This is a genomic window from Vibrio floridensis (assembly GCF_021852965.1).
GTDB lineage: Bacteria > Pseudomonadota > Gammaproteobacteria > Enterobacterales > Vibrionaceae > Vibrio > Vibrio floridensis.
Genome location: NZ_JAKGCY010000004.1, coordinates 229119 through 250148, shown reverse-complemented (window position 1 = coordinate 250148; position 21030 = coordinate 229119). Strand labels below are relative to the sequence as shown.

The 21030-nt window shown below is 45.9% G+C and carries 21 protein-coding genes; 17 read left to right on the top strand and 4 right to left on the bottom strand.

The window, feature by feature from the left end; all coding sequences use genetic code 11:
• The first annotated feature begins 52 nt into the window (after window positions 1-52).
• Complete coding sequence (locus tag LZU85_RS09390) at window positions 53-529, top strand: low molecular weight protein-tyrosine-phosphatase (protein WP_237286939.1); 477 nt, start codon at window positions 53-55, stop codon at window positions 527-529.
• A 39-nt stretch (window positions 530-568) separates the two neighbouring features.
• Here the strand turns inward: LZU85_RS09390 and LZU85_RS09385 are convergent, their stop codons facing one another.
• Window positions 569-2128, bottom strand: coding sequence for a SulP family inorganic anion transporter (locus tag LZU85_RS09385; protein ID WP_176297252.1), 1560 nt, complete (start codon window positions 2126-2128; stop codon window positions 569-571).
• Between the two features lie 271 nt (window positions 2129-2399).
• Entirely contained in the window at window positions 2400-5537 is a 3138-nt protein-coding gene (gene rne, locus LZU85_RS09380) for a ribonuclease E (RefSeq protein ID WP_237286938.1), read from the bottom strand.
• Window positions 5538-6175: 638 nt separating this feature from the next.
• Between rne and rluC the strand changes: the two genes are divergently transcribed.
• Complete coding sequence (rluC, locus tag LZU85_RS09375; protein ID WP_176297254.1) at window positions 6176-7123, top strand: 23S rRNA pseudouridine(955/2504/2580) synthase RluC; 948 nt, start codon at window positions 6176-6178, stop codon at window positions 7121-7123.
• A 35-nt stretch (window positions 7124-7158) separates the two neighbouring features.
• Here rluC and LZU85_RS09370 read toward each other — a convergent pair whose 3' ends face one another.
• A complete protein-coding gene (locus LZU85_RS09370; protein ID WP_176297255.1) occupies window positions 7159-7743 on the bottom strand; it encodes a Maf family protein in 585 nt (194 codons plus the stop codon).
• Window positions 7744-7892: 149 nt separating this feature from the next.
• Here LZU85_RS09370 and yceD point away from each other — a divergent pair, with 149 nt between their 5' ends.
• The 15 genes from yceD (at window position 7893) to LZU85_RS09295 (ending at window position 20866) form a co-directional block, all read left to right on the top strand.
• On the top strand, window positions 7893-8417 hold the full coding sequence (gene yceD, locus LZU85_RS09365; protein ID WP_039447703.1) for a 23S rRNA accumulation protein YceD: 525 nt from the start codon (window positions 7893-7895) through the stop codon (window positions 8415-8417).
• Window positions 8418-8453: 36 nt separating this feature from the next.
• Window positions 8454-8624: a 50S ribosomal protein L32 gene (gene rpmF / locus LZU85_RS09360; RefSeq protein WP_039429829.1), complete on the top strand. Its 171-nt coding sequence runs from the start codon at window positions 8454-8456 to the stop codon at window positions 8622-8624.
• Between the two features lie 10 nt (window positions 8625-8634).
• Window positions 8635-9660 (top strand): phosphate acyltransferase PlsX, encoded by a 1026-nt coding sequence (gene plsX / locus LZU85_RS09355; protein WP_237286937.1) that lies wholly within the window; start codon window positions 8635-8637, stop codon window positions 9658-9660.
• A 5-nt stretch (window positions 9661-9665) separates the two neighbouring features.
• Window positions 9666-10616 carry a beta-ketoacyl-ACP synthase III gene (locus LZU85_RS09350; protein ID WP_011149967.1) on the top strand — a complete coding sequence of 317 codons (951 nt, stop codon included), beginning with the start codon at window positions 9666-9668 and terminating at the stop codon, window positions 10614-10616.
• A 74-nt stretch (window positions 10617-10690) separates the two neighbouring features.
• On the top strand, window positions 10691-11614 hold the full coding sequence (gene fabD / locus LZU85_RS09345) for an ACP S-malonyltransferase (RefSeq protein WP_237286936.1): 924 nt from the start codon (window positions 10691-10693) through the stop codon (window positions 11612-11614).
• A 12-nt stretch (window positions 11615-11626) separates the two neighbouring features.
• Window positions 11627-12373, top strand: coding sequence for a 3-oxoacyl-ACP reductase FabG (fabG, locus tag LZU85_RS09340; protein ID WP_176297258.1), 747 nt, complete (start codon window positions 11627-11629; stop codon window positions 12371-12373).
• Between the two features lie 165 nt (window positions 12374-12538).
• Window positions 12539-12775 (top strand): acyl carrier protein, encoded by a 237-nt coding sequence (acpP, locus tag LZU85_RS09335; RefSeq protein ID WP_011080818.1) that lies wholly within the window; start codon window positions 12539-12541, stop codon window positions 12773-12775.
• 91 nt (window positions 12776-12866) lie between these two features.
• Window positions 12867-14108 carry a beta-ketoacyl-ACP synthase II gene (fabF, locus tag LZU85_RS09330; protein WP_011149969.1) on the top strand — a complete coding sequence of 414 codons (1242 nt, stop codon included), beginning with the start codon at window positions 12867-12869 and terminating at the stop codon, window positions 14106-14108.
• Between the two features lie 85 nt (window positions 14109-14193).
• On the top strand, window positions 14194-14997 hold the full coding sequence (gene pabC / locus LZU85_RS09325; RefSeq protein WP_237286935.1) for an aminodeoxychorismate lyase: 804 nt from the start codon (window positions 14194-14196) through the stop codon (window positions 14995-14997).
• Window positions 14994-16010, top strand: a complete 1017-nt coding sequence (gene mltG, locus LZU85_RS09320; protein WP_237286934.1) for an endolytic transglycosylase MltG — start codon at window positions 14994-14996, stop codon at window positions 16008-16010. The genes pabC and mltG overlap by 4 nt, the downstream gene beginning before the upstream one ends.
• Entirely contained in the window at window positions 16007-16645 is a 639-nt protein-coding gene (gene tmk, locus LZU85_RS09315; RefSeq protein ID WP_176297261.1) for a dTMP kinase, read from the top strand. The genes mltG and tmk overlap by 4 nt, the downstream gene beginning before the upstream one ends.
• 4 nt (window positions 16646-16649) lie before the next feature.
• Window positions 16650-17606, top strand: coding sequence for a DNA polymerase III subunit delta' (locus LZU85_RS09310; protein ID WP_176297262.1), 957 nt, complete (start codon window positions 16650-16652; stop codon window positions 17604-17606).
• Window positions 17597-18364, top strand: a complete 768-nt coding sequence (locus LZU85_RS09305; protein WP_237286933.1) for a TatD family hydrolase — start codon at window positions 17597-17599, stop codon at window positions 18362-18364. The genes LZU85_RS09310 and LZU85_RS09305 overlap by 10 nt, the downstream gene beginning before the upstream one ends.
• Before the next feature lie 443 nt (window positions 18365-18807).
• Complete coding sequence (ptsG, locus tag LZU85_RS09300; protein WP_176297264.1) at window positions 18808-20238, top strand: PTS glucose transporter subunit IIBC; 1431 nt, start codon at window positions 18808-18810, stop codon at window positions 20236-20238.
• Between the two features lie 226 nt (window positions 20239-20464).
• Window positions 20465-20866, top strand: coding sequence for a hypothetical protein (locus tag LZU85_RS09295; protein WP_237286932.1), 402 nt, complete (start codon window positions 20465-20467; stop codon window positions 20864-20866).
• A 67-nt stretch (window positions 20867-20933) separates the two neighbouring features.
• On the opposite strand, the gene LZU85_RS09290 is transcribed toward LZU85_RS09295, so the two are convergent.
• A complete protein-coding gene (locus LZU85_RS09290; RefSeq protein ID WP_017422301.1) occupies window positions 20934-21029 on the bottom strand; it encodes a MetS family NSS transporter small subunit in 96 nt (31 codons plus the stop codon).
• Window position 21030: the final 1 nt, after the last annotated feature.

Genomic DNA, 21030 nt, shown 5'->3' with positions numbered 1-21030 from the left:
ATGATAGACCAAGTAGAAACTGAGAAAAACCACTGATATAACAGGGGATATAATGAAGAAGATTTTGGTTGTCTGTATGGGAAATATTTGCCGCTCTCCAACAGGAGAGGCCGTGCTGCGAGCGAAAGCGGAGCAACGAGGTATTGAGATTGAGGTTGATTCCGCAGGCACGATCGGATTTCACGCTGGGAATACACCAGATCATCGTTCGATGCAGGCTGGTCAGCGCAGAGGTTATTCCTTCAATCGCATTCGTTCACGACAGGTGGAGGCTAAAGATTTCGAGTATTTCGATTGGGTCTTAGCAGCGGACAAAGAAAACTTGGCCGACTTACGCAAAGTTTGCCCAGAGAAATATCAATACAAACTTTCGCTGTTTCTCAGTCACGCGAACCTAGAATACGACGAAATACCAGACCCTTATTATGGTGGAGAGGAAGGGTTTGATTTGGTTCTGGATCTAGTGGAAGTGGCGAGTGATGCACTGTTGGATAAGCTCATTCCTGCGGCAGGAGACGTGAGCGATTAAATGTAAAAAGGGGATGATATGAATCATCCCCTTTATGCTTTAGCCTGCGAGAACGTCAGTGGCGACTTTATAGCTTGGATCTTCTTTGACGTTAATCTCGACCAAACTTCCCGCCTTATCAAGCAACTTGCGGCAATCTGGGCTCAAATGACGTAAGTGCAGCGTCTTTCCAACGGCAGAATATCGTTCTGCCAATGTTTCGATCGCTTCGATTGCCGAGTGATCGGTAACCCGAGAATCGGCAAAATCGACGATGACATCGCTTGGGTCTTGCTGCGCGTTGAATAGTTCAAGGAAATTAGCCGTTGAACCAAAGAAAATAGGACCGTGGATCTTGTACTCTTTGGAACCTTCCTCGTTAATACGGGTATCTGCGTAAATGTGCTTGGCGTGGTTCCAAGCAAACATCAACGCTGAAGCGATCACGCCGACAGCAACTGCCACCGCAAGGTCTGTCATCACAGTCACAACGGTCACGAGAACAATCACAAAGAAATCTTGTTTTGGAACGCGACGTGCGAGTTTGAACGTCGCCCATTCAAACGTACCGATCACCACCATAAACATAACACCAACCAGAGCTGCTAGTGGAATCATCTCAATTAGCGCGGATGCAAACAAAATAAACATCAATAACGCGACAGCTGCAACGATACCTGAAAGACGTCCACGTCCTCCTGAATTGACGTTAATCATCGATTGACCGATCATCGCGCAGCCACCCATTGCTCCGAAGACAGAACAGGTCATGTTTGCCATACCTTGACCGATACACTCACGGTTTGACTGACCTCGTGTGTTGGTCATTTCGTCCAACACGGTGAGCGTCAAGAGTGATTCAATCAAACCAATAGCCGCAAGAATCACCGCGTATGGGAAGATGATTTGTAAGGTTTCCAGATCAAAAGGAACGATAGGCAAAGCAAAGGTCGGCAGGCTACCCGCGAGAGTTGCGCCTTCGTCCCCTGACATGGTGCGTAGGAAATCCACCACTGTGCGAGTTTCAAGATCAAGACCAACCACTAATGCTGTTACCGTTACAATGGCAACAAGAGATGAAGGAACGGCTGTAGTTAGCTTTGGCAAGAAGTAGATGATGGCCATAGTAAGTGCTACGAGGCCCAACATCAGCAACATCTGATCTTGAGGTAACCAAGTAAGCGCACCTGTTGCATTCGCCATTTTAAACTGGCCGAGTTGCGCGAGAAAAATCACGATAGCGAGACCATTGACAAAGCCGATCATAACAGGGTGTGGCACGATACGAATGAACTTACCGAGTTTGAAAAGGCCGGCTGCAATTTGCAGAATACCCGCGAGCATAATGGCGGCAAACAAGTATTGCACGCCGTGCGAAGAAACAAGCGAAACCATGACAACCGCCATTGCGCCTGTAGCGCCCGAAATCATACCAGGGCGACCACCAAAAACGGAGGTGATGAAGCCGACAATGAACGCGGCATATAGGCCCACCATGGGATCGACACCCGCAACGAAAGCAAAAGCTACCGCTTCAGGGACTAGAGCTAACGCGACGGTTAAACCGGATAACACATCATTTTTAACTGAGTGTTTTGAAAACTGAGGAAATTCGAACATGTGTTTTGGTCAATATCGTTAAATGAATTTACCCGACACAAGTCCGCAAAACAGTAAAACTGAAATCCATCCTAGAGTTGAATAAACACACTATAGTAGCGCTAACTCAGGAAAAAAGAGCTTGTTTGCACCCGTGCCGAAAGGCTGAGTCGCAAGATGCTACAGAAAAGTGTGATTAAGTTCAATAATGATTAGGGCGATGAATGGATATTTATAAGTAATAAAAAGGGCTATCCGAAGATAGCCCTTGTCTATTTAGCTGATTAAGACATTACACCATTTCTGGCTTCGTCATAGCTGCTGAGGCTTGACTCGTCGCTACTTGACTACCCGCGCCACGCTGTTGATAGCGCTCTGCTCTAAATGGTGCCGCAACAACTTGGATCTCAATAAGCTCTTGAGGGCCAGGTGCCTTGGTCATTGGAGCTGACGCTTGTGCTTTCACCGCTTGTACTACTGTTACAACTGGCGTCTCATCAACTTGTACCGTTGCCGTCTCTTCAAGAATGCTCGCTTCTTGAGTGACAGGAGTTGGTTCTTCAACCGTTTCAACAGCTGGTGCTAACTCCTCACGTTGAGGATTGTTTGTAACAACGTCAACTTGCACAGCAACATCAACATTCTCTGATGCGACGACAGGAGCTGACTCTACAATCTCAGCTACTACAACGCTTTGATCTTCGATACTCATCTCAACGACTGCCGGTTTAGCGGCACGGTTGCTTCTCGATCTAGAACGTTTTGGCTTCGCTTCCGCTGGTGTTTGTGCTACGTCAACATCACGACGAATGATGACTTTGCCCATGGCCATTTCAGGGCAGGCAAACCCACCTTGAATTGCTGGCACAATGGCTGGAGACGCAACTACTGCTTCTTTAACAACGTCCTTAACCACTTCTTCTTTCTTAGCAATTGGTTTTGGAATGTAACGAGGCATCACTTTGCCCATGGCCATCTCAGGTGAAGCTACACCACCTTTGCGTAAGCGGAATGGGTTAGGACGACGATCACGTCCGCGTCGACGACGCTGGCCACTGGCACGTAGATGGCGAGGAGATCGACGATTACGACGAGGCTTCTCTTCGCCGTCATTGCCTTCTGCGTCGTCCACATTTTCAATGGTCGTTTTTTCTGCTTTTACAGCCGCTGGAGCCTGTGTGATTTCAGCCTGAACCGCCAAAACGGTATCTAGTTCAGTTTCTTCGCTTTGTTCAATCTGATCTTTAACGCGCAAAGGTTTGTTCAGTTTACGACGCTGACGACGCTCTTTCACTTTTTCAGCTTTGGCGTTTGAGTTCGCTTTTTGCGTTTCTTGGTTTGACCCGCCAAGCGCATCTGCTGCCAGTTGTAACCCTTTCTCTGCTACCTTAGCGTTCGCTTTGCTCTCAATAACAGCTGTTTCGGCTTTATTATTCGGCGTTTGCTTTGGTTTGCGCTTTTGTTGATGACGTGGCTTCACTGAATCATCTAGTGCCTCAACCACATTCTCATCACGATTTCTTTGACGACGTTTACCATCACGATCACGCGGTTCACGAGGCTCACGTGTTTCACGAGTGTCACGGTTATTGCGGCGGCGATCGTTACGGTCTCGTCTTGGACGGCGATTGTTTTTGTCAGCCTCAGCTTTCGATTCTTGTTTTTCAGTGTCTACTTTCTCTTCGGTAGCGCCGAATAAGAAGTTACCCAATGCTTTGATAAAGCGACCGAATAAGCTCGGTTGTTCTTCAGTTTTTGCTGTCTCTTTTACAACTGTTGTGACCGTTGCTGCTTTGGGTGCTGGAGCAGGCACAGATTGAGCTGGAGAAGCGAAGCCTTTCAATACAGGCTCTTCAATTCTCTTTGGTTTGTAGTCGGATTCACCGCTTTCTTTACCTTCAGCTTCACGAAGTGCTTCAAGTTTTTTCGGCAATAAATATGAGAGCAAATCGACTTCTTCACCTTCACGCACACGAATCACTTCAAAATGCGGTGTTTCCATGTCTGAATTTGGAACAACGGTGATCTTCACTTCTTGAATACGTTCAATGTGGTTCACAGAGCGACGTTTTTCGTTAAGAAGGTAAGAGGCGATAGGTACTGGCACAACAGCCAATACTTGCGCTGTGTTGTCTTTAAGTGCTTCTTCTTCGATAAGACGAAGAACAGAAAGTGCGAGAGATTCATTATCGCGAACCACACCTGTGCCACTACAACGAGGACAGATATGATGGCTTGCTTCTGCAAGAGACGGACTCAAGCGTTGACGAGACATCTCTAATAGACCAAAGCGCGAAATACGACCGATTTGAACGCGAGCGCGGTCGAGACGAACAGCTTCACGCAGGCGGTTTTCTACTTCACGCTGATGGCGTACTGGTGTCATATCGATGAAGTCGATCACCACAAGGCCACCAAGGTCACGAAGACGCAACTGGCGAGCGATTTCGTCTGCCGCTTCAAGGTTGGTGTTCAACGCCGTTTCTTCGATATCACCGCCTTTCGTTGCACGAGCAGAGTTGATATCGATAGATGTCAGCGCTTCTGTTGGATCGATAACAATAGAGCCACCGGAAGGCAAACGCACTTCACGTTGGAATGCCGATTCAATCTGGCTTTCGATCTGGTAGTGGCTAAACAGTGGCACTTCACCGTCGTATTTCTTAACGCGATTAACGAAATCTGGGCGAACCAACTGAATGTGTTCTTTGGCACGTTCATAGATGGTGTTGCTATCAATAAGGATTTCACCAATGTCACGGCGTAGATAGTCGCGGATCGCACGAACGATGACGTTACTTTCTTGATGAATCAAGAACGGTGCTGGATTGGATTCAGAAGCATCTTTGATGGCGGCCCAGTGCTTAAGCAGAACGTTTAAATCCCACTCTAGCTCTTCAGCGCTCTTACCAACACCTGCAGTACGTACGATCAGACCCATACCTTGTGGCAGTTCTAGTGTACTCAGTGCAGACTTCAGCTCAGTGCGTTCATCCCCTTCGATGCGACGAGAAATACCGCCAGCACGTGGGTTGTTTGGCATCAGAACTAAGTAACTGCCCGCTAGGGAAATAAAGGTGGTTAGTGCAGCACCTTTGCTACCGCGTTCTTCTTTTTCGATTTGGACGATGACTTCTTGACCTTCAGTCAGCACCTCTTTGATGCTTGGACGACCTTGGTAAGAGTAACCATCAGGGAAGTATTCTTTGGCAATTTCTTTTAGAGGAAGGAAACCGTGACGTTCAGCACCGTAATCTACAAATGCAGCTTCCAGGCTAGGTTCAACACGGGTAATACGTCCTTTATAGATATTTGCTTTTTTTGATTCATGTCCTGGACTTTCGATATCCAAATCGTAAAGTCGCTGGCCATCAACCAACGCGACACGCAACTCTTCTTTTTGAGTTGCGTTAATCAACATTCTTTTCATTGATAATTTCTCGTTGTCTTTATCTTTATTTGTCTTTAATTATCTGTCATCGATTATCGCTATCTCATGGTGCCAGATCCCGTGGTTTACGCGTTGCAGCCTCACGGCTGGAAGGGGATGCTCTAGGGGCACGTCAGTCATCACAAACAAGTAAATGCCTGTGACCCGTATTAATATCGGTAATTACTCAACATGAGTGTGCGACGAGTAGTGTGACAGTTATGTCAGTTTTGATATGTCTTACGCCAATTGCTGCATTCAAACACCGACAAACTACTCAATTGCTTGTGGATAATTGGTCGGTTTTGCCTAAAATTCAACCAGACCTACCTTTGCAGCTGTGAACTATAGCAGTGCGCGTTGATATCAGCAACGAGCATTGCGGCAAACGTTGAAAATTTTTCGTGTTTCATTCAATTTTGAGTCAGTTAACTGATTGTTTAATAAACAACGTTAGGTTTATTAGTAACCTGTGAGTAACTTTTAGCGAGTATCTGAATGACGCCGATAAAATTCCTTAGTTTTCCTACCCATCAAAAACAGATAAAATGCCCAGTTCTGTAAGTTTTGGTCACTTGGCTTTGTCGTGACAGCAACATTGAAGTGAACACTAGCGAGTTTATGTTTAGAATAGCGCCATGAATGAAATTAGAACCCAAGTCCAAATTGTCGAAATTGACGACGATATGGCTGGTCAGCGTATTGATAACTTTTTACGCAACCAATTAAAAGATGTTCCCAAAAGCATGATTTACCGAATCGTGCGCAAGGGGGAAGTGCGCGTAAACAAAAAACGTGTAAAGGCGGAATATAAGCTGGCTGCTGGCGATTCAGTGCGTATCCCACCTGTTACGATCGAACAAAAAGAGCAAGAAGCCGCTCCGAGCACCAAACTCAACAAAGTGGCTGAACTGCAAGATTTGATCATTTATGAAGACGATCATCTGTTGGTGTTAAATAAGCCTTCAGGTACCGCTGTTCATGGTGGAAGTGGTCTCAAGTTTGGTGCCATCGAAGCGCTACGTGCACTGCGACCAGAAGCGCGCTTTCTTGAGCTAGTGCATCGCATCGACCGTGATACCTCTGGTATTCTTTTGGTGGCAAAAAAACGGTCAGCTCTGCGTCATTTGCAAGCGCAGTTTCGTGAGAAAACAGTACAGAAATACTATTTTGCACTGGTGATGGGAGAGTGGAAAAACAGCTGTAAAGTGGTTAACGCCCCATTGTTGAAAAACGAAGTGAACAGCATTGTGCGCGTCAATCCAAACGGTAAGCCATCGGAAACGCGTTTCAAGGTGATTGAACAGTTTCCACAGGCAACCCTAGTACAAGCCAGCCCAATTACGGGGCGCACACACCAAATCCGAGTGCACACACAATACAGTGGTCATCCAATTGCCTGGGATGACAGATACGGTGATCGACGTTTCGATGCTTATACCGCTCAGCATGGACTGAACCGTTTGTTCCTTCATGCCGCCAATATTCGTTTTACACATCCGGCGACAGAGCAAATAATGGAAATCAACGCACCGATGGGAGAGCAGTTGGAAAAGGTCGTTCAATCATTGCGAACCAGTCGATAAGGAAAAAGGGATGAGCGAATCATCCCTTTTTTGTATCAACCCAAAACGTGCATGCCTTGTTGAGCCAGTAAGTCAATGAGGTCGATTAAGGGTAGGCCAACTAAGGTATTGGGATCTTTGCCTTCCAACTTCTCAAACAATGCAATCCCTAATCCTTCACTTTTGAAACTGCCTGCACAGAAGAATGGCTGCTCTTTATCGACATAACACTCAATTTGCGCTTGGGTCAGTGGCCGAAAATGCACTTTGAACTCATCAATACAAGAGCGTGTTTCTCCGGTTTCGCTGTTGTAAACCGCCAACCCAGTATAAAACACAATGGATTGGCCACTTTGAGCGGTCAGTTGTGCGATGGCATTTTGTCGATTATGAGGTTTACCAACAATGTTACCGTCAATAACGCACACTTGATCGCTGCCTATCACCAAGCTTGGTTGATTGATTTGACAGGATTGCGCTTTGCTTTCGGCAAGTCTCAAGACCAACTGCTGTGGGGACTCGCCTTCAAGCGGGGTTTCATCGCAGTGTGGTGAGAGAGTTGAAAAAGGAATTGCCAGTTTTTCCAGCAGTTGCTGACGAAATGGTGAGGTAGATGCTAAAACTAGTTGGTAATTTTTCATTTTGGCTTACAATTTGATGGAGCATTTCTGATAGCATAACGGATTGCTGTAGGAGCGTGCTAATGCTCTGTATAACAAGCGCAAAAAAGTACAACTTTTTTGCCTTTTCCTTTGACTAAATTCTTTTTGGAAGATAATATTCGCGCCCTATGCAAAAGGTAAAAATACCGCGAACGGTGGATCCAGCTAAAGCCGCGCAGAAAAGATTGGATTACGATGGCATCATCCAAGCCAGTCTGTTTAAGCGCCTAGCTGAAATGACCGAAGGCGTAAAACGCGACGCAGAAGTCTATTTGTCATTTGAGATAGATGAACAGCGACTCGTTGTTATCTCTGGTAAAGCTAACATCGAAGTCGAATTAGAATGTCAGCGTTGTAATGAGACCTTCACACATCTGAGTGAAGTGCAGTTTACTTATACTCCTTATTACAGTGAGAAAAGTGAGCAAGATGCCCCTGAATGTTACGATTTGGTAGATCTTAACGAATATGGCGAAGTCGATCTCATACAACTAGTTGAAGATGAGTTCATCCTTGAATTACCTCAAATCGCAATGCACGACGAAGCGGATTGTAGCGTTGATTCAAATAACATGGTGTTTGGTGAGATTCCTGAAGAAATTGAGGAAACAAAACCAAATCCGTTCGACGTTTTAAAAAGCCTAAAGCGATAAGCTTTACGCTGAACCCATAACATAGGAGTAGGGTCAATGGCCGTACAACAAAACCGTAAAACACGTTCAAGACGTGGTATGCGTCGTTCACACGATGCGCTAACTACAGCTGCTCTATCTGTAGACGCGACTTCTGGTGAAACTCATCTACGCCACAACGTAACTGCTGAAGGTTACTACCGTGGTAAAAAGGTTATCAACAAGTAAGGTTGATCCTTTGCAAAGTATTACCGTTGCACTTGATGCAATGGGCGGGGACTTCGGTCCACGCGTCACAGTGCCTGCCGCCGTGCAGGCACTGTCTCATTTCCCAGAGCTAAAAGTGATTCTTACAGGTGATCAACAACAGATCACGTCTCAACTTTCCTTAGTGGGCTATAAGCCTAGCGATCGCTTGCGTATTGAACACTGCGAACGCAATATATCTAACTCAGAAAAACCCTCTTTAGCCTTGCGTAACAGCCAAGGCAGTTCAATGCGTCATGCGATTGAGTTGGTTGCCGATGCAAAAGCCGATGCTTGTATCAGCGGTGGCAATACCGGCGCACTCATGGCCCTTTCTCGTTTTATTCTTAAACTGCTGCCGGGCATTGACCGACCTGCTTTGATTTCCGCGTTACCTACCGTTACAGGGGGGAAAAGCTGGATGTTGGACCTCGGTGCCAACGTTTCTTGCGATGCCGATACGCTTTTCCAGTTTGCGGTTATGGGGTCAGCTTTAGCGCAAGAGCATTTAAGTCGCCCCCCGCGTGTTGCGGTATTGAACGTCGGTGAGGAAGAAACGAAAGGCAATGATTTGGTGAAACGTTGCGCTGAACTGCTATCGCAAACACAAGCGGTTCACTTTGTCGGTTACATTGAAGGGAACCAAATTTTAAAGAACGTAGCAGACGTAATTGTGTGCGATGGATTTGTCGGCAATGTCTGTTTGAAAGCCAGCGAAGGGACAGCGCAGCTGTTTATCGAAAAAATAAAAACCAGCATGATGGCTTCGTCGATAAAGGGTTGGATAGCCAGAATATTGTTTTCTGGACTATTTAATGAACTAAAAACACTGAACCCCGACCAGTATAACGGCGCAAGTTTGCTAGGATTGCGCGGCATTGTGATAAAAAGTCATGGAAGTGCTGATGTGTCTGCCTTAGTTAATGCCATTGGCGAGGCGGTACACGAGGTCAAACGACAAGTACCAAGCCGTATAAGCGATCGTTTGGAAGCGGTTTTACTCGAGAGGCATTATTAGTCTTCATGTATAGCAAAATTTTAGGTACTGGCAGCTACCTGCCATCTCAGATCCGCACCAATGCCGATCTAGAGAAAATGGTAGAGACAAGTGATGAGTGGATTGTTGCCCGAACTGGTATTAAAGAGCGTCGTATTGCTGCTGAAAATGAAACGGTAGCTGATATGGGCTTTTATGCGGCTCAAAACGCGATAGAGATGGCAGGTATCGACAAAAACGATATTGACCTGATCATCGTCGCGACGACAAGTGGAAGCCATACTTTTCCTTCATCTGCATGTCAGGTGCAGGCAAAGCTTGGCATCAAAGGTTGTCCTGCGTTCGATTTAGCCGCGGCGTGCTCTGGCTTTGTCTACGCACTCTCTATTGCTGATCAACATATTAAAACGGGTATGTGTAAAAACGTACTGGTTATCGGTTCTGATACTTTATCGAAAACGTGCGATCCAACGGACCGCTCGACCATTATCTTATTCGGTGATGGTGCAGGTGCTGTGGTTGTTGGCGCAAGCGAAGAGCCGGGTATTCTGTCTACTCACATCTACGCGGATGGTGAGTTTGGCGATCTTCTTAGCTTAGAAGTACCTGAACGTGGCAAAGATGCCGACAAATGGTTACACATGGCGGGTAACGAAGTATTCAAAGTTGCGGTGACTCAGTTATCGAAACTGGTGAAAGATACTCTAGAAGCGAACGGCATGCATAAATCTGAGTTGGATTGGTTAGTTCCACATCAGGCGAACTACCGGATCATCTCAGCAACAGCGAAAAAACTGTCTATGTCGCTCGATCAAGTAGTGATTACCCTTGACCGTCATGGCAATACCTCTGCGGCAACCGTACCGACGGCATTAGATGAGGCCGTGCGTGATGGGCGTATTCAGCGTGGTCAGACGCTACTACTCGAAGCCTTTGGTGGTGGTTTTACCTGGGGTTCGGCATTAGTTCGCTTTTAATTAAGAATTCTAATTTTGCTGTTGCTCGTGAGTAGTAACAGCATTTTATTTAGCTTCGGTTAAGGAAAATAACTATGAGCAAGTTTGCTATCGTATTTCCAGGTCAAGGTTCTCAAGCAGTTGGTATGCTGGCAGATCTTGGCGAACAGTATGAAATCGTTAAACAAACATTTGCACAAGCGTCAGAAGCGCTTGGCTACGATTTATGGGCACTGGTACAAAACGGTCCTGCGGAAGATTTGAATCAGACGTTCCGTACCCAACCTGCATTGCTGGCTTCGTCGGTAGCGCTCTGGCGTGTGTGGCAAGAATTAGGTCTTGCTCAGCCAGAAAACCTGGCAGGCCATAGCTTGGGTGAATACTCAGCATTAGTGTGTGCAGGCGTGATTGATTTTCAAGAAGCGATCAAACTTGTTGAGCTTCGTGGTCAACTTATGCAAGAAGCGGTACCTGCAGGGACTGGCGCGATGTACGCAATCATCGGTCTAGATGATGAAGCGATTGCCAAAGCTTGTGAAGAAGCTGCGCAAGGCGACGTGGTCTCTCCAGTGAACTTTAACTCGCCTGGCCAAGTGGTGATTGCAGGTAGCAAAGACGCAGTAGAGCGTGCGGGCGCACTGTGTAAGGAAGCGGGCGCTAAACGTGCTCTTCCTCTTCCAGTTTCTGTGCCTTCACACTGTGCACTAATGAAACCAGCAGCGGAGAAACTCGCGGTTGCACTGGAATCTATCGAATTCAAAGCCCCACAGCTACCAGTGATCAATAACGTGGATGTGGTTGCAGAAACCGATCCAGCGAAAATCAAAGATGCCTTAGTTCGTCAACTGTACAGCCCAGTTCGTTGGACTGAAAGTGTGGAACTAATGAGTGCACAGGGTGTCGAAAAATTGCTTGAAATGGGCCCTGGTAAAGTATTGACAGGTTTGACAAAACGTATTGTCAAATCACTAGACGCAGCGGCAGTAAACGATGTTGCATCGCTTGACGCTGTAAAGTAATAGGGAATAAAAATGACTGACTTATTAAACCTAAGCGGTAAAGTTGCGTTAGTAACGGGCGCGAGCCGTGGTATCGGTCGTGCAATCGCAGAAACTCTGGTTGCACGCGGCGCGACAGTAATTGGTACTGCGACTTCAGAGAACGGGGCAACGGCAATTTCAGAATACCTAGGCGAAAATGGCAAAGGCTTTGCTCTGAATGTGACAGATGCTGAATCGGTTGAAAGCGTACTAAAAGCAATTAATGATGAGTTTGGCGCTGTCGATATCTTGATTAATAACGCAGGTATCACACGCGATAATCTGCTTATGCGTATGAAAGACGACGAGTGGAACGACATTATGGACACTAACCTAACGTCTATTTTCCGTCTTTCTAAAGCAGTGATGCGTGGCATGATGAAAAAACGTGATGGCCGCATCATTAACGTTGGTTCGGTTGTTGGCACAATGGGTAACGCAGGCCAAGCCAACTACGCGGCGGCGAAAGCGGGTGTTATTGGTTTCACAAAATCATTGGCTCGTGAAGTTGCATCTCGTGGTGTAACGGTCAATACTGTAGCGCCAGGTTTCATTGAGACGGATATGACTCGTGCTCTAAATGATGAGCAACGTGCCACCACTTTGGCGAATGTTCCAGCAGGTCGTCTTGGTGATCCTCGTGAAATTGCGGAAGCTGTGGTATTTTTGGCGTCGCCAGCTGCTGCTTACATCACTGGCGAAACACTGCACGTCAACGGCGGAATGTATATGGTCTAAATTATGTTCACTGTCTGTGCATGATTTAGGTCAAATATGTAATGAAAATCGGTTAAAATCGCGTAAATTGTGGTTTGACCAGAAAAGTTGGTCTTGCAACTTTTAATAGTTTGAATAAACTACGGAAAACATCGCATAAAGCGAACTCTGTAAAGGAAAAGAAAAATGAGCAACCTCGAAGAACGCGTAAAGAAAATCATTGTTGAACAACTAGGTGTGGATGAGTCTGAAGTTAAAAACGAAGCTTCTTTCGTAGACGACCTAGGCGCTGATTCTCTAGACACCGTTGAACTAGTAATGGCACTAGAAGAAGAATTCGACACTGAGATCCCTGACGAAGAAGCTGAAAAGATTACAACTGTTCAAGCTGCGATCGATTACGTAACTGCGAACGCTCAGTAATCATCTCCCCCAGGCGGTCACCTAGACCGCCTGTGTTTTTTCTAACTTCTTCTATCCTCTCATAGAAATTCAATCCCCGGAGAATTATATCGTGTCCAAGCGTCGTGTAGTTGTCACTGGCATGGGTATGTTGTCACCGGTTGGCAACACCGTAGCAGAATCCTGGAAATCCCTGCTTGAAGGCAAAAGTGGTATCGTCAATATCGAACATTTCGATGCAACTAACTTCTCTACCCGTTTCGCCGGTTTGGTAAAAGACTTCAACTGCGAAGAATACATGTCTAAAAAAGATGCGCGTAAAATGGATCTCTTTATCCAGTACGGCATTGCAGCAGGTATTCAGGCTTTAGACGATTCAGGTCTTGAAATTACGGATGAAAACGCACACCGCGTTGGTGTTGCGATCGGCTCTGGTATCGGCGGTCTTGATCTTATTGAAGCAGGCCACACCGCTTTAGTTGAAAAAGGCCCACGTAAAGTTAGCCCATTCTTCGTTCCTTCAACCATTGTAAACATGGTTGCAGGTAATCTATCTATCATGCGTGGTATGCGCGGTCCGAACATCGCGATTTCTACGGCATGTACTACTGGCTTGCATAACATCGGCCATGCAGCGCGAATGATCGCTTACGGCGATGCTGACGCTATGGTTGCTGGTGGTGCAGAGAAAGCATCCACACCGCTGGGTATGGCTGGCTTTGGTGCGGCGAAAGCTCTTTCTACTCGTAACGATGAACCACAAAAAGCGTCTCGTCCTTGGGATAAAGATCGCGATGGTTTCGTATTAGGCGATGGTGCTGGCATCATGGTACTTGAAGAGTACGAACATGCAAAAGCACGTGGCGCAAAAATTTACGCTGAGCTGGTTGGCTTTGGTATGTCGGGTGATGCTTATCACATGACTTCACCAAGCGAAGACGGCTCTGGTGGCGCACTAGCGATGGAAGCGGCAATGCGTGACGCAGGTATTGTTGGTACACAAGTGGGTTATGTGAACGCTCACGGTACATCAACACCAGCAGGCGATGTGGCTGAAATTAAAGGCGTAAAACGTGCTCTTGGTGAAGAGGGCGCAAAACAAGTTAAAGTATCTTCAACAAAATCTATGACCGGCCACCTACTTGGTGCTGCAGGCTCTGTTGAAGCGATCATTACCGTGTTGTCGCTGGTTGATCAGATCGTTCCACCAACCATTAACCTGGATAATCCAGAAGAAGGTTTGGATATCGATCTTGTTCCACATACTGCGAAGAAAGTGGATATGGAATACGCGATCTGTAACTCATTCGGCTTCGGTGGAACAAACGGCTCACTCGTATTTAAGAAAATCTAACACTCATTTAGGTTTCTGAAACTTGTATTTAAACGGCTTGATGCTTAGCATTAAGCCGTTTTGTTTTTATTGGGATATAGATAGCATGTATTGGGTCAATGGCGTTGTAGCAACGGAAGTTTCTCTCTCAGACCGATCATTCCAGTATGGTGATGGCTGCTTTACCACCATGAAAACATTGAATGGCCAAATCGAGCATTGGCCATTACATATTGAACGTATGGAAGCGTGCTTACAGGTTCTTTCTATTCCTCTCCCTGATTGGGCATTGGTTGAACAGTGGCTACACCAGGCTGCGTTACCGGATGCACGAGGTGGGTTGAAATTGCACATTAGCCGCGGAGAAGGCGGTCGCGGTTACAGTCCCAGTGGTGTTGCTACGCCAAATGTTACCATCTCGAGTTTTTCCTATCCTGTTCATTATTCCCAATGGCAACAACATGGTGTAGAGCTCGGTGTGTGTCAAACACCACTCGGTATCAATCCTATTCTTGCAGGACACAAGCATAATAATCGTCTTGAGCAAGTTCTTTGCAAAGGGGAACTCGATGCGTTGGGTTACCTAGATGGGGTGACGTTTAATGTGCAAAACCATGTGATTGAAACTACAATAGCCAATCTTTTTTGGGTTAAGAATGGAGTACTTTTTACTCCCGATCTCACTTTAAGTGGGGTATCTGGTGTGATGCGTCGCTTGGTGATGGGCGAAGCACAACGTCGTGCGATAGCGTGTCAGGAAATCAAAGCAGACTTGTTCTCTTTATTGGCGGCTGAGGAAGTATTCATGACCAACTCTTTACTGGGTGTTGCTCCGATCAATCAGATTCTCGAAACCCGTTACCCAATTGGTGCCACAACACGATATTTTCAAGGAATTTTTAACTCGTGATAAAAAAAATAATAGGGCTGCTCTTTGTTGCCGCGTTGATGATAGGCGTTGCTACTTTTTGGGCATATTCACAAACCAAAACCTACGTTAACCAACCGCTCAAACTCGAGGGCAGTGAGATCATCACCATTCCTTCAGGAAGTGGTTTTGGCCGCACATTGGCCATACTGACAGAGAAAGGCTGGATTGAGGAACCCACACCTCTGGCGCGCTTAATTCCAAAACTCTACCCAGAAATTAATCGAATTAAAGCAGGTACTTACCAAATCCAATCAGAGATGTCGCTTTATCAAGCGTTGGAAGTGTTCAATCTTGGCAAAGAACATCAATTTACCATCACATTTGTCGAGGGAAGTCGTTTCCAAGAATGGATGGTGCAGATGGCACAAGACCCTTATTTGGTTCATGAATTGGCAGGTTTGAGCGAAGCAGAAATGGCCAAGCGACTGGAGATTCCCTATGAAAAGCTTGAAGGCCTTTTTCTTGCGGAAACCTATCACTATACCTACGGCACCTCTGATGTTGAGTTACTCAAACGTGCACATGAGAAGTTAAATCGAGTGCTGGATAAACATTGGCAGCAGCGTCAAGATAAGTTGCCGCTAAAAAACAGTTATGAAGCGCTAATTTTAGCTTCCATTATTGAGAAAGAAACCGCGATTGATGAAGAAAGAGAGCGAGTTGCGTCTGTATTTGTGAACCGCTTAAATAAGCGAATGCGCTTGCAAACGGACCCTACGGTGATCTATGGCATGGGGGCGGCCTACGATGGCAACATTCGCAAGAAAGATCTGCGCACGCCAACGCCATACAATACTTACGTGATTAACGGATTGCCACCGACGCCGATTGCGATGGCGGGAGAAGCCTCTATCGCTGCCGCATTAAATCCAGAGGACAGCAGCTATCTTTACTTTGTCGCTAGCGGTAAAGGTGGGCATGTGTTCTCAAAAACATTAGCTGAACATAATAGAGCAGTAAGAGCATATCTGCGGGAATTGAAGAAAAGATGAAGCAAGCAAAATTTATCGTCATTGAAGGTTTAGAAGGCGCTGGGAAAAGCACGGCAATTCAAACGGTTTTGGACACATTACGCCAAGCAGGGATTAATGAGATTGCACAAACGCGCGAACCGGGTGGCACACCTTTGGCGGAAAAGATGCGAGCTCTGGTGAAGGAAGAGCATCCTGGCGAGCATTTGCACGACATGACGGAGCTGCTACTGCTCTACGCTGCACGAGTTCAGTTAGTTGAGAATGTCATTAAGCCTGCGCTACACGAAGGAAAGTGGGTGGTGGGTGATCGTCATGATCTCTCTTCCCAAGCGTACCAAGGCGGTGGTCGTCAAATTGATGCAACACTAATGAAAAATCTGCGTGACACTGTATTAGGAGAGTTTAAGCCAGCCTTTACTCTGTATATGGATATCGATCCTAAAGTGGGCTTGGAGCGAGCGAGAGGGCGTGGAGAGCTCGATCGCATCGAAAAAATGGACATCAGCTTTTTCGAAAGAACACGTCAGCGTTATTTGGAGTTAGCGAAGAGCGATGCGTCTATCGTTACGATTAACGCAGAGCAAAGCATTGAGCAGGTCGCGAACGACATTCGATCTGCGCTCAACCTTTGGCTAGAACAGTTACAGGATTAAGGTTTTGACACACTATCCTTGGTTAGCATCGACATGGCAAGGGCTGCAGTCCGCCATGTCGGCACAGCGGTTACCTGGTGCCATCTTGTTGCAATCTGACGTTGAGCTCGGTGTTGACGAGCTTATCGAAAAGTTTTCGGCGGCTTTGCTGTGTAAGACTTACCCTGATGAGGGGTGTGGCTTTTGCCATAGTTGCGAGCTGTTAAAGTCGCAAAACCATCCTGATCTTCATTTCATTAGGGCTGAGAAAGAAGGCAAGGCAATTACGGTTGAGCAGATACGCCAATGTAACCGTCAGGCACAAGAATCCTCTCAAATGGGCGGATATCGTTTGTTTGTTATCGAACCTGCGGAGGCGATGAACGAATCGGCTTCCAATGCGTTGTTAAAAACATTGGAAGAGCCGTCTGGTAGCTGCCTATTTATGTTGATTTGCCACGATAAGAAAAGGTTGTTGCCCACTATCATCAGCCGTTGTCAACAGTGGAACATAACGCCTCCTGCGGTCTCGGAGTCAATGCAATGGTTGCAGCAACAAGGGGTCAGCGTGAATGAGTCCTTTCTGAAATTGGCTCATTACTCGCCCGTGACGGCAATGCACATGGCAAAAGAATCAGAGTTTCAACACTATGAAAAACTCGAAAGACAGTTTGTGGATTTCTTAATTCAGGCGGATTCTGACTACGTGTCACTGTGTCAGACAATTCAAGCCGCGACGTTACGTAATCTCTCATGGTTGTGGTTACTGCTTTCTGATGCGCAGAAGGTTCATTTTGGCTTGCAAAATGAAGAAACATTGCAAGGTAGTCAAGCGCTAGGGCAACTGCCTTTGAGTGGATTACAAACCTCAATGGTAAAACTCAATCAATTAAATCAACAGTTACATCAGTTTTCGGGTTTAAACGAAGAACTGATGATCATCAACTGGTTAATCGAAACTAGAGAGGCATTATGTTTGTAGACTCTCATTGTCACCTAGACAAATTGAATTACGATGATCTGCACATAGATATTGCTGACGTGATCAACAAAGCCAAGCAGGTAAATGTGGAGCAATTGCTGTCTGTCGGTGTGACATTGGATTCTTTTCCAAAAATGCTTGAGCTCATTGAGCCTTTTGACAACGTACACGCCTCTTGTGGAGTGCACCCATTAGACGTGGAAAGTCCCTTTTGCTTGGACAAAATGAAAGCCTATGCCTCGCATTCTAAAGTTGTGGCTATTGGTGAAACGGGTCTTGATTATCACTATAAGCCAGAGACGCAAGCATTGCAGCGTGAACGTTTTGAACAGCAAGTCGCACTCGCGGTTGAGCTGAACAAGCCACTGATTATCCATACGAGGCAAGCGAGAGAAGATACCTTAGCCATTCTTCGCAATAGAGGGGCAGACAAATGCGGTGGCGTGATTCACTGTTTTACCGAAGATCTTGCTTTTGCTGAAGCGGCAATGGCACTCGGTTTTTACATCTCTATCTCTGGAATTGTCACGTTCAGACAAGCAACGGAGCTTAAAGAGGTTGTAAAACACATTCCTTTGGAACGGTTGTTGATTGAAACGGACTCCCCGTACTTGGCACCTGTACCTCATAGGGGCAAAGAGAATCAACCTGCCTATGTTATCGAAGTTGCTGCATATATCGCACAGCTTAAAAACATTTCCTTGGCAAGCGTTGGTGAAAAAACCACCCAAAACTTTAAAAATCTTTTTTTGCGATAGAAAAAGAAATATTGATTAAAAAGAGAGCAAATGCTCTCTTTTTTTATTTTTAACCCCATAAAGTAAATTAATTTTTCTTGTTAACTAAATCTGTTGATTGAAATTGTCGAAATTTAATCAAATGTAATTTTGTTACTAAAAATAACATTGCAATCAATTTTATTTACCCATCGAAATTAATAGTGTTATTAAAATAACTCATATAAAACAATGATATATGATCTGATGTGAGCCTATTGATAGGCTTATTTGTGTGTGATCCGTGACTTGTTTTGAAACTAATTTTCGTAACTCTGTAGAAAGTTTGAGGGGCATCAAGATATATTTAGAGGCAGAAAATATAATGCAACATGTGGTTACATTTTCATTGGGTGCTAACATTTAGGCTACGGGGGTGTGCCGTTAGAACCCAAAATACTTATAAATTAATCAGGAGCATAAACATGTTTAAAAACCTTTTTGCTAACCTGCAAAAAGTGGGTAAGGCGCTGATGCTACCAGTATCAGTTTTACCAGTTGCAGGTATTCTACTAGGTGTGGGCGCTGCCGACCTTAGCTTCATTCCAGATATCGTATCAAATCTGATGGAGCAGGCGGGTGGTTCTGTATTTGGTCAAATGGCACTACTGTTTGCTGTAGGTGTGGCACTTGGCTTTACCAACAATGACGGCGTAGCAGGTCTGGCTGCGATCGTTGGTTACGGCATCATGACAGCAACACTTGCAGTTATGGCTGGCGTAATGGGCGTTGATAAAATCGACACAGGTGTTCTTGGCGGTATCCTAGTCGGTGGTGTTGCTGCTTGGGCATTCAACCGTTTCTTCAAGATTCAACTACCAGAGTACCTAGGCTTCTTTGCAGGTAAACGTGCTGTGCCAATCATCACGGGTTTCACCGCTATCGCTCTTGGTATTCTACTATCCATCGTATGGCCTCCAATCGGTGGTGCTATTGCTTCTTTCTCTGATTGGGCTGCTCATCAGAACCCACAAGTTGCGTTCGGTATCTACGGTATTGTTGAACGTTCTCTTATCCCATTCGGTCTGCACCACGTGTGGAACGTACCATTCTTCTTTGAAGCGGGTAGCTGTGTGAACGCTGCAGGCGAAGCTCAAAATGGTGTTCTAACGTGTTACCTAGTTGCAGATGAAGCTTCTCGTGCTGCGGGCAATGGCTTCGGTCAGCTAGCCGGTGGTTACATGTTCAAGATGTTTGGTCTACCAGCAGCAGCGATCGCTATCGCACACTGTGCTAAGCCAGAGAACCGCGCGAAAGTAATGGGTATCATGGCGTCAGCAGCTTTGACTTCATTCCTAACCGGTATTACTGAGCCAATTGAATTCTCATTCCTATTCGTTGCTCCTGTTCTATACGGTATCCACGCTCTACTAGCGGGTTCTGCATACGTTGTTGCTAACACTCTAGGTTTTGTACACGGCACTTCATTCTCTCACGGTCTGATCGACTTCCTAGTTCTATCTGGTAACGCACAGAAGATGGTTCTAATGATTGGTGTTGGTCTAATCTACGCAGCTATCTACTACGTAGTATTCCGCTTCGTTATTCAAGCGATGGATCTTAAGACTCCAGGTCGTGAAGATGAAACGGAAGAAGCAACAGCGACTTCTGGTTCAGACCTTGCTGGTGAGCTGGTTGCTGCATTCGGCGGTAAAGCAAACATCACAGGTCTAGATGCATGTATCACTCGTCTACGTGTGGCTGTTGCTGATACAGCAGCGGTAGACCAAGATAAATTGAAGAAGCTAGGTGCAGCCGGTGTTGTTGTCGTTGCTGGTGGTGTTCAAGCTATCTTCGGTACTAAATCTGACAACCTAAAAACTGAAATGGATGAGTGGATCCGTAACCACGGTTAATCCCTAACACTCATTGATTGACAAAAGGAGGCTCAGGCCTCCTTTTTGCCATCCGGCTTAAATCCTCACCACCTCATTTGCAACGAATTATCATAGGGCTAACCGTTGGCTGACATGGCGAAATGGTTATGCGGACAAAATCGCACCACAGATACGACAGAGCAATGCAAAACCTGAGCTTGTGGCGATGCTTGCAGCTTTTGTTTTTTATTAATAGGACGTTTAGATGAATAAGTGGTTAGTGGCTTCTCTTTGTTTATTTCCTTTCGCTACTCTAGCTGCAGAACAAAAGACCGACCTTGCGGTCGGTATGGCAGTGGACCAGCAGTTAAGTGTCGTGATTGAATTGAATCAGCAATACCGAGGGGTGATTGGTAATGATGGTTTAGCATTTGATTACCTCGCCAAAAAAGGCACGTTTAATCAAGATATCCCTGTGACTTGGTATGTTGGCATAGGTGGTTGGGCTGAGTGGAATGATGACTTTGGCTTTCGCGTACCGTTGGGACTCAATTGGGATCTCACTCACGGGTGGGACCTGTATGGTCAAATACAACCAGAGCTCAGTTTATACAAAGGTGCAGAACTGCAGCTTGGCGGTGCGGTAGGCATTAAATATCAGTTTTAGAAGACAAGAAAACCGGCTTAAGCCGGTTTTCTTTTATGTGCCGTAGTCTCGAGGAACAAGAGACAAGTTATTGTTTGTCCATCGCACGTTTAATACAAATGGCAGCACCACCCCAGGTAATTCCTAGGCCAATCAGCATCATAATAATTGCGCTCGTTGCCATA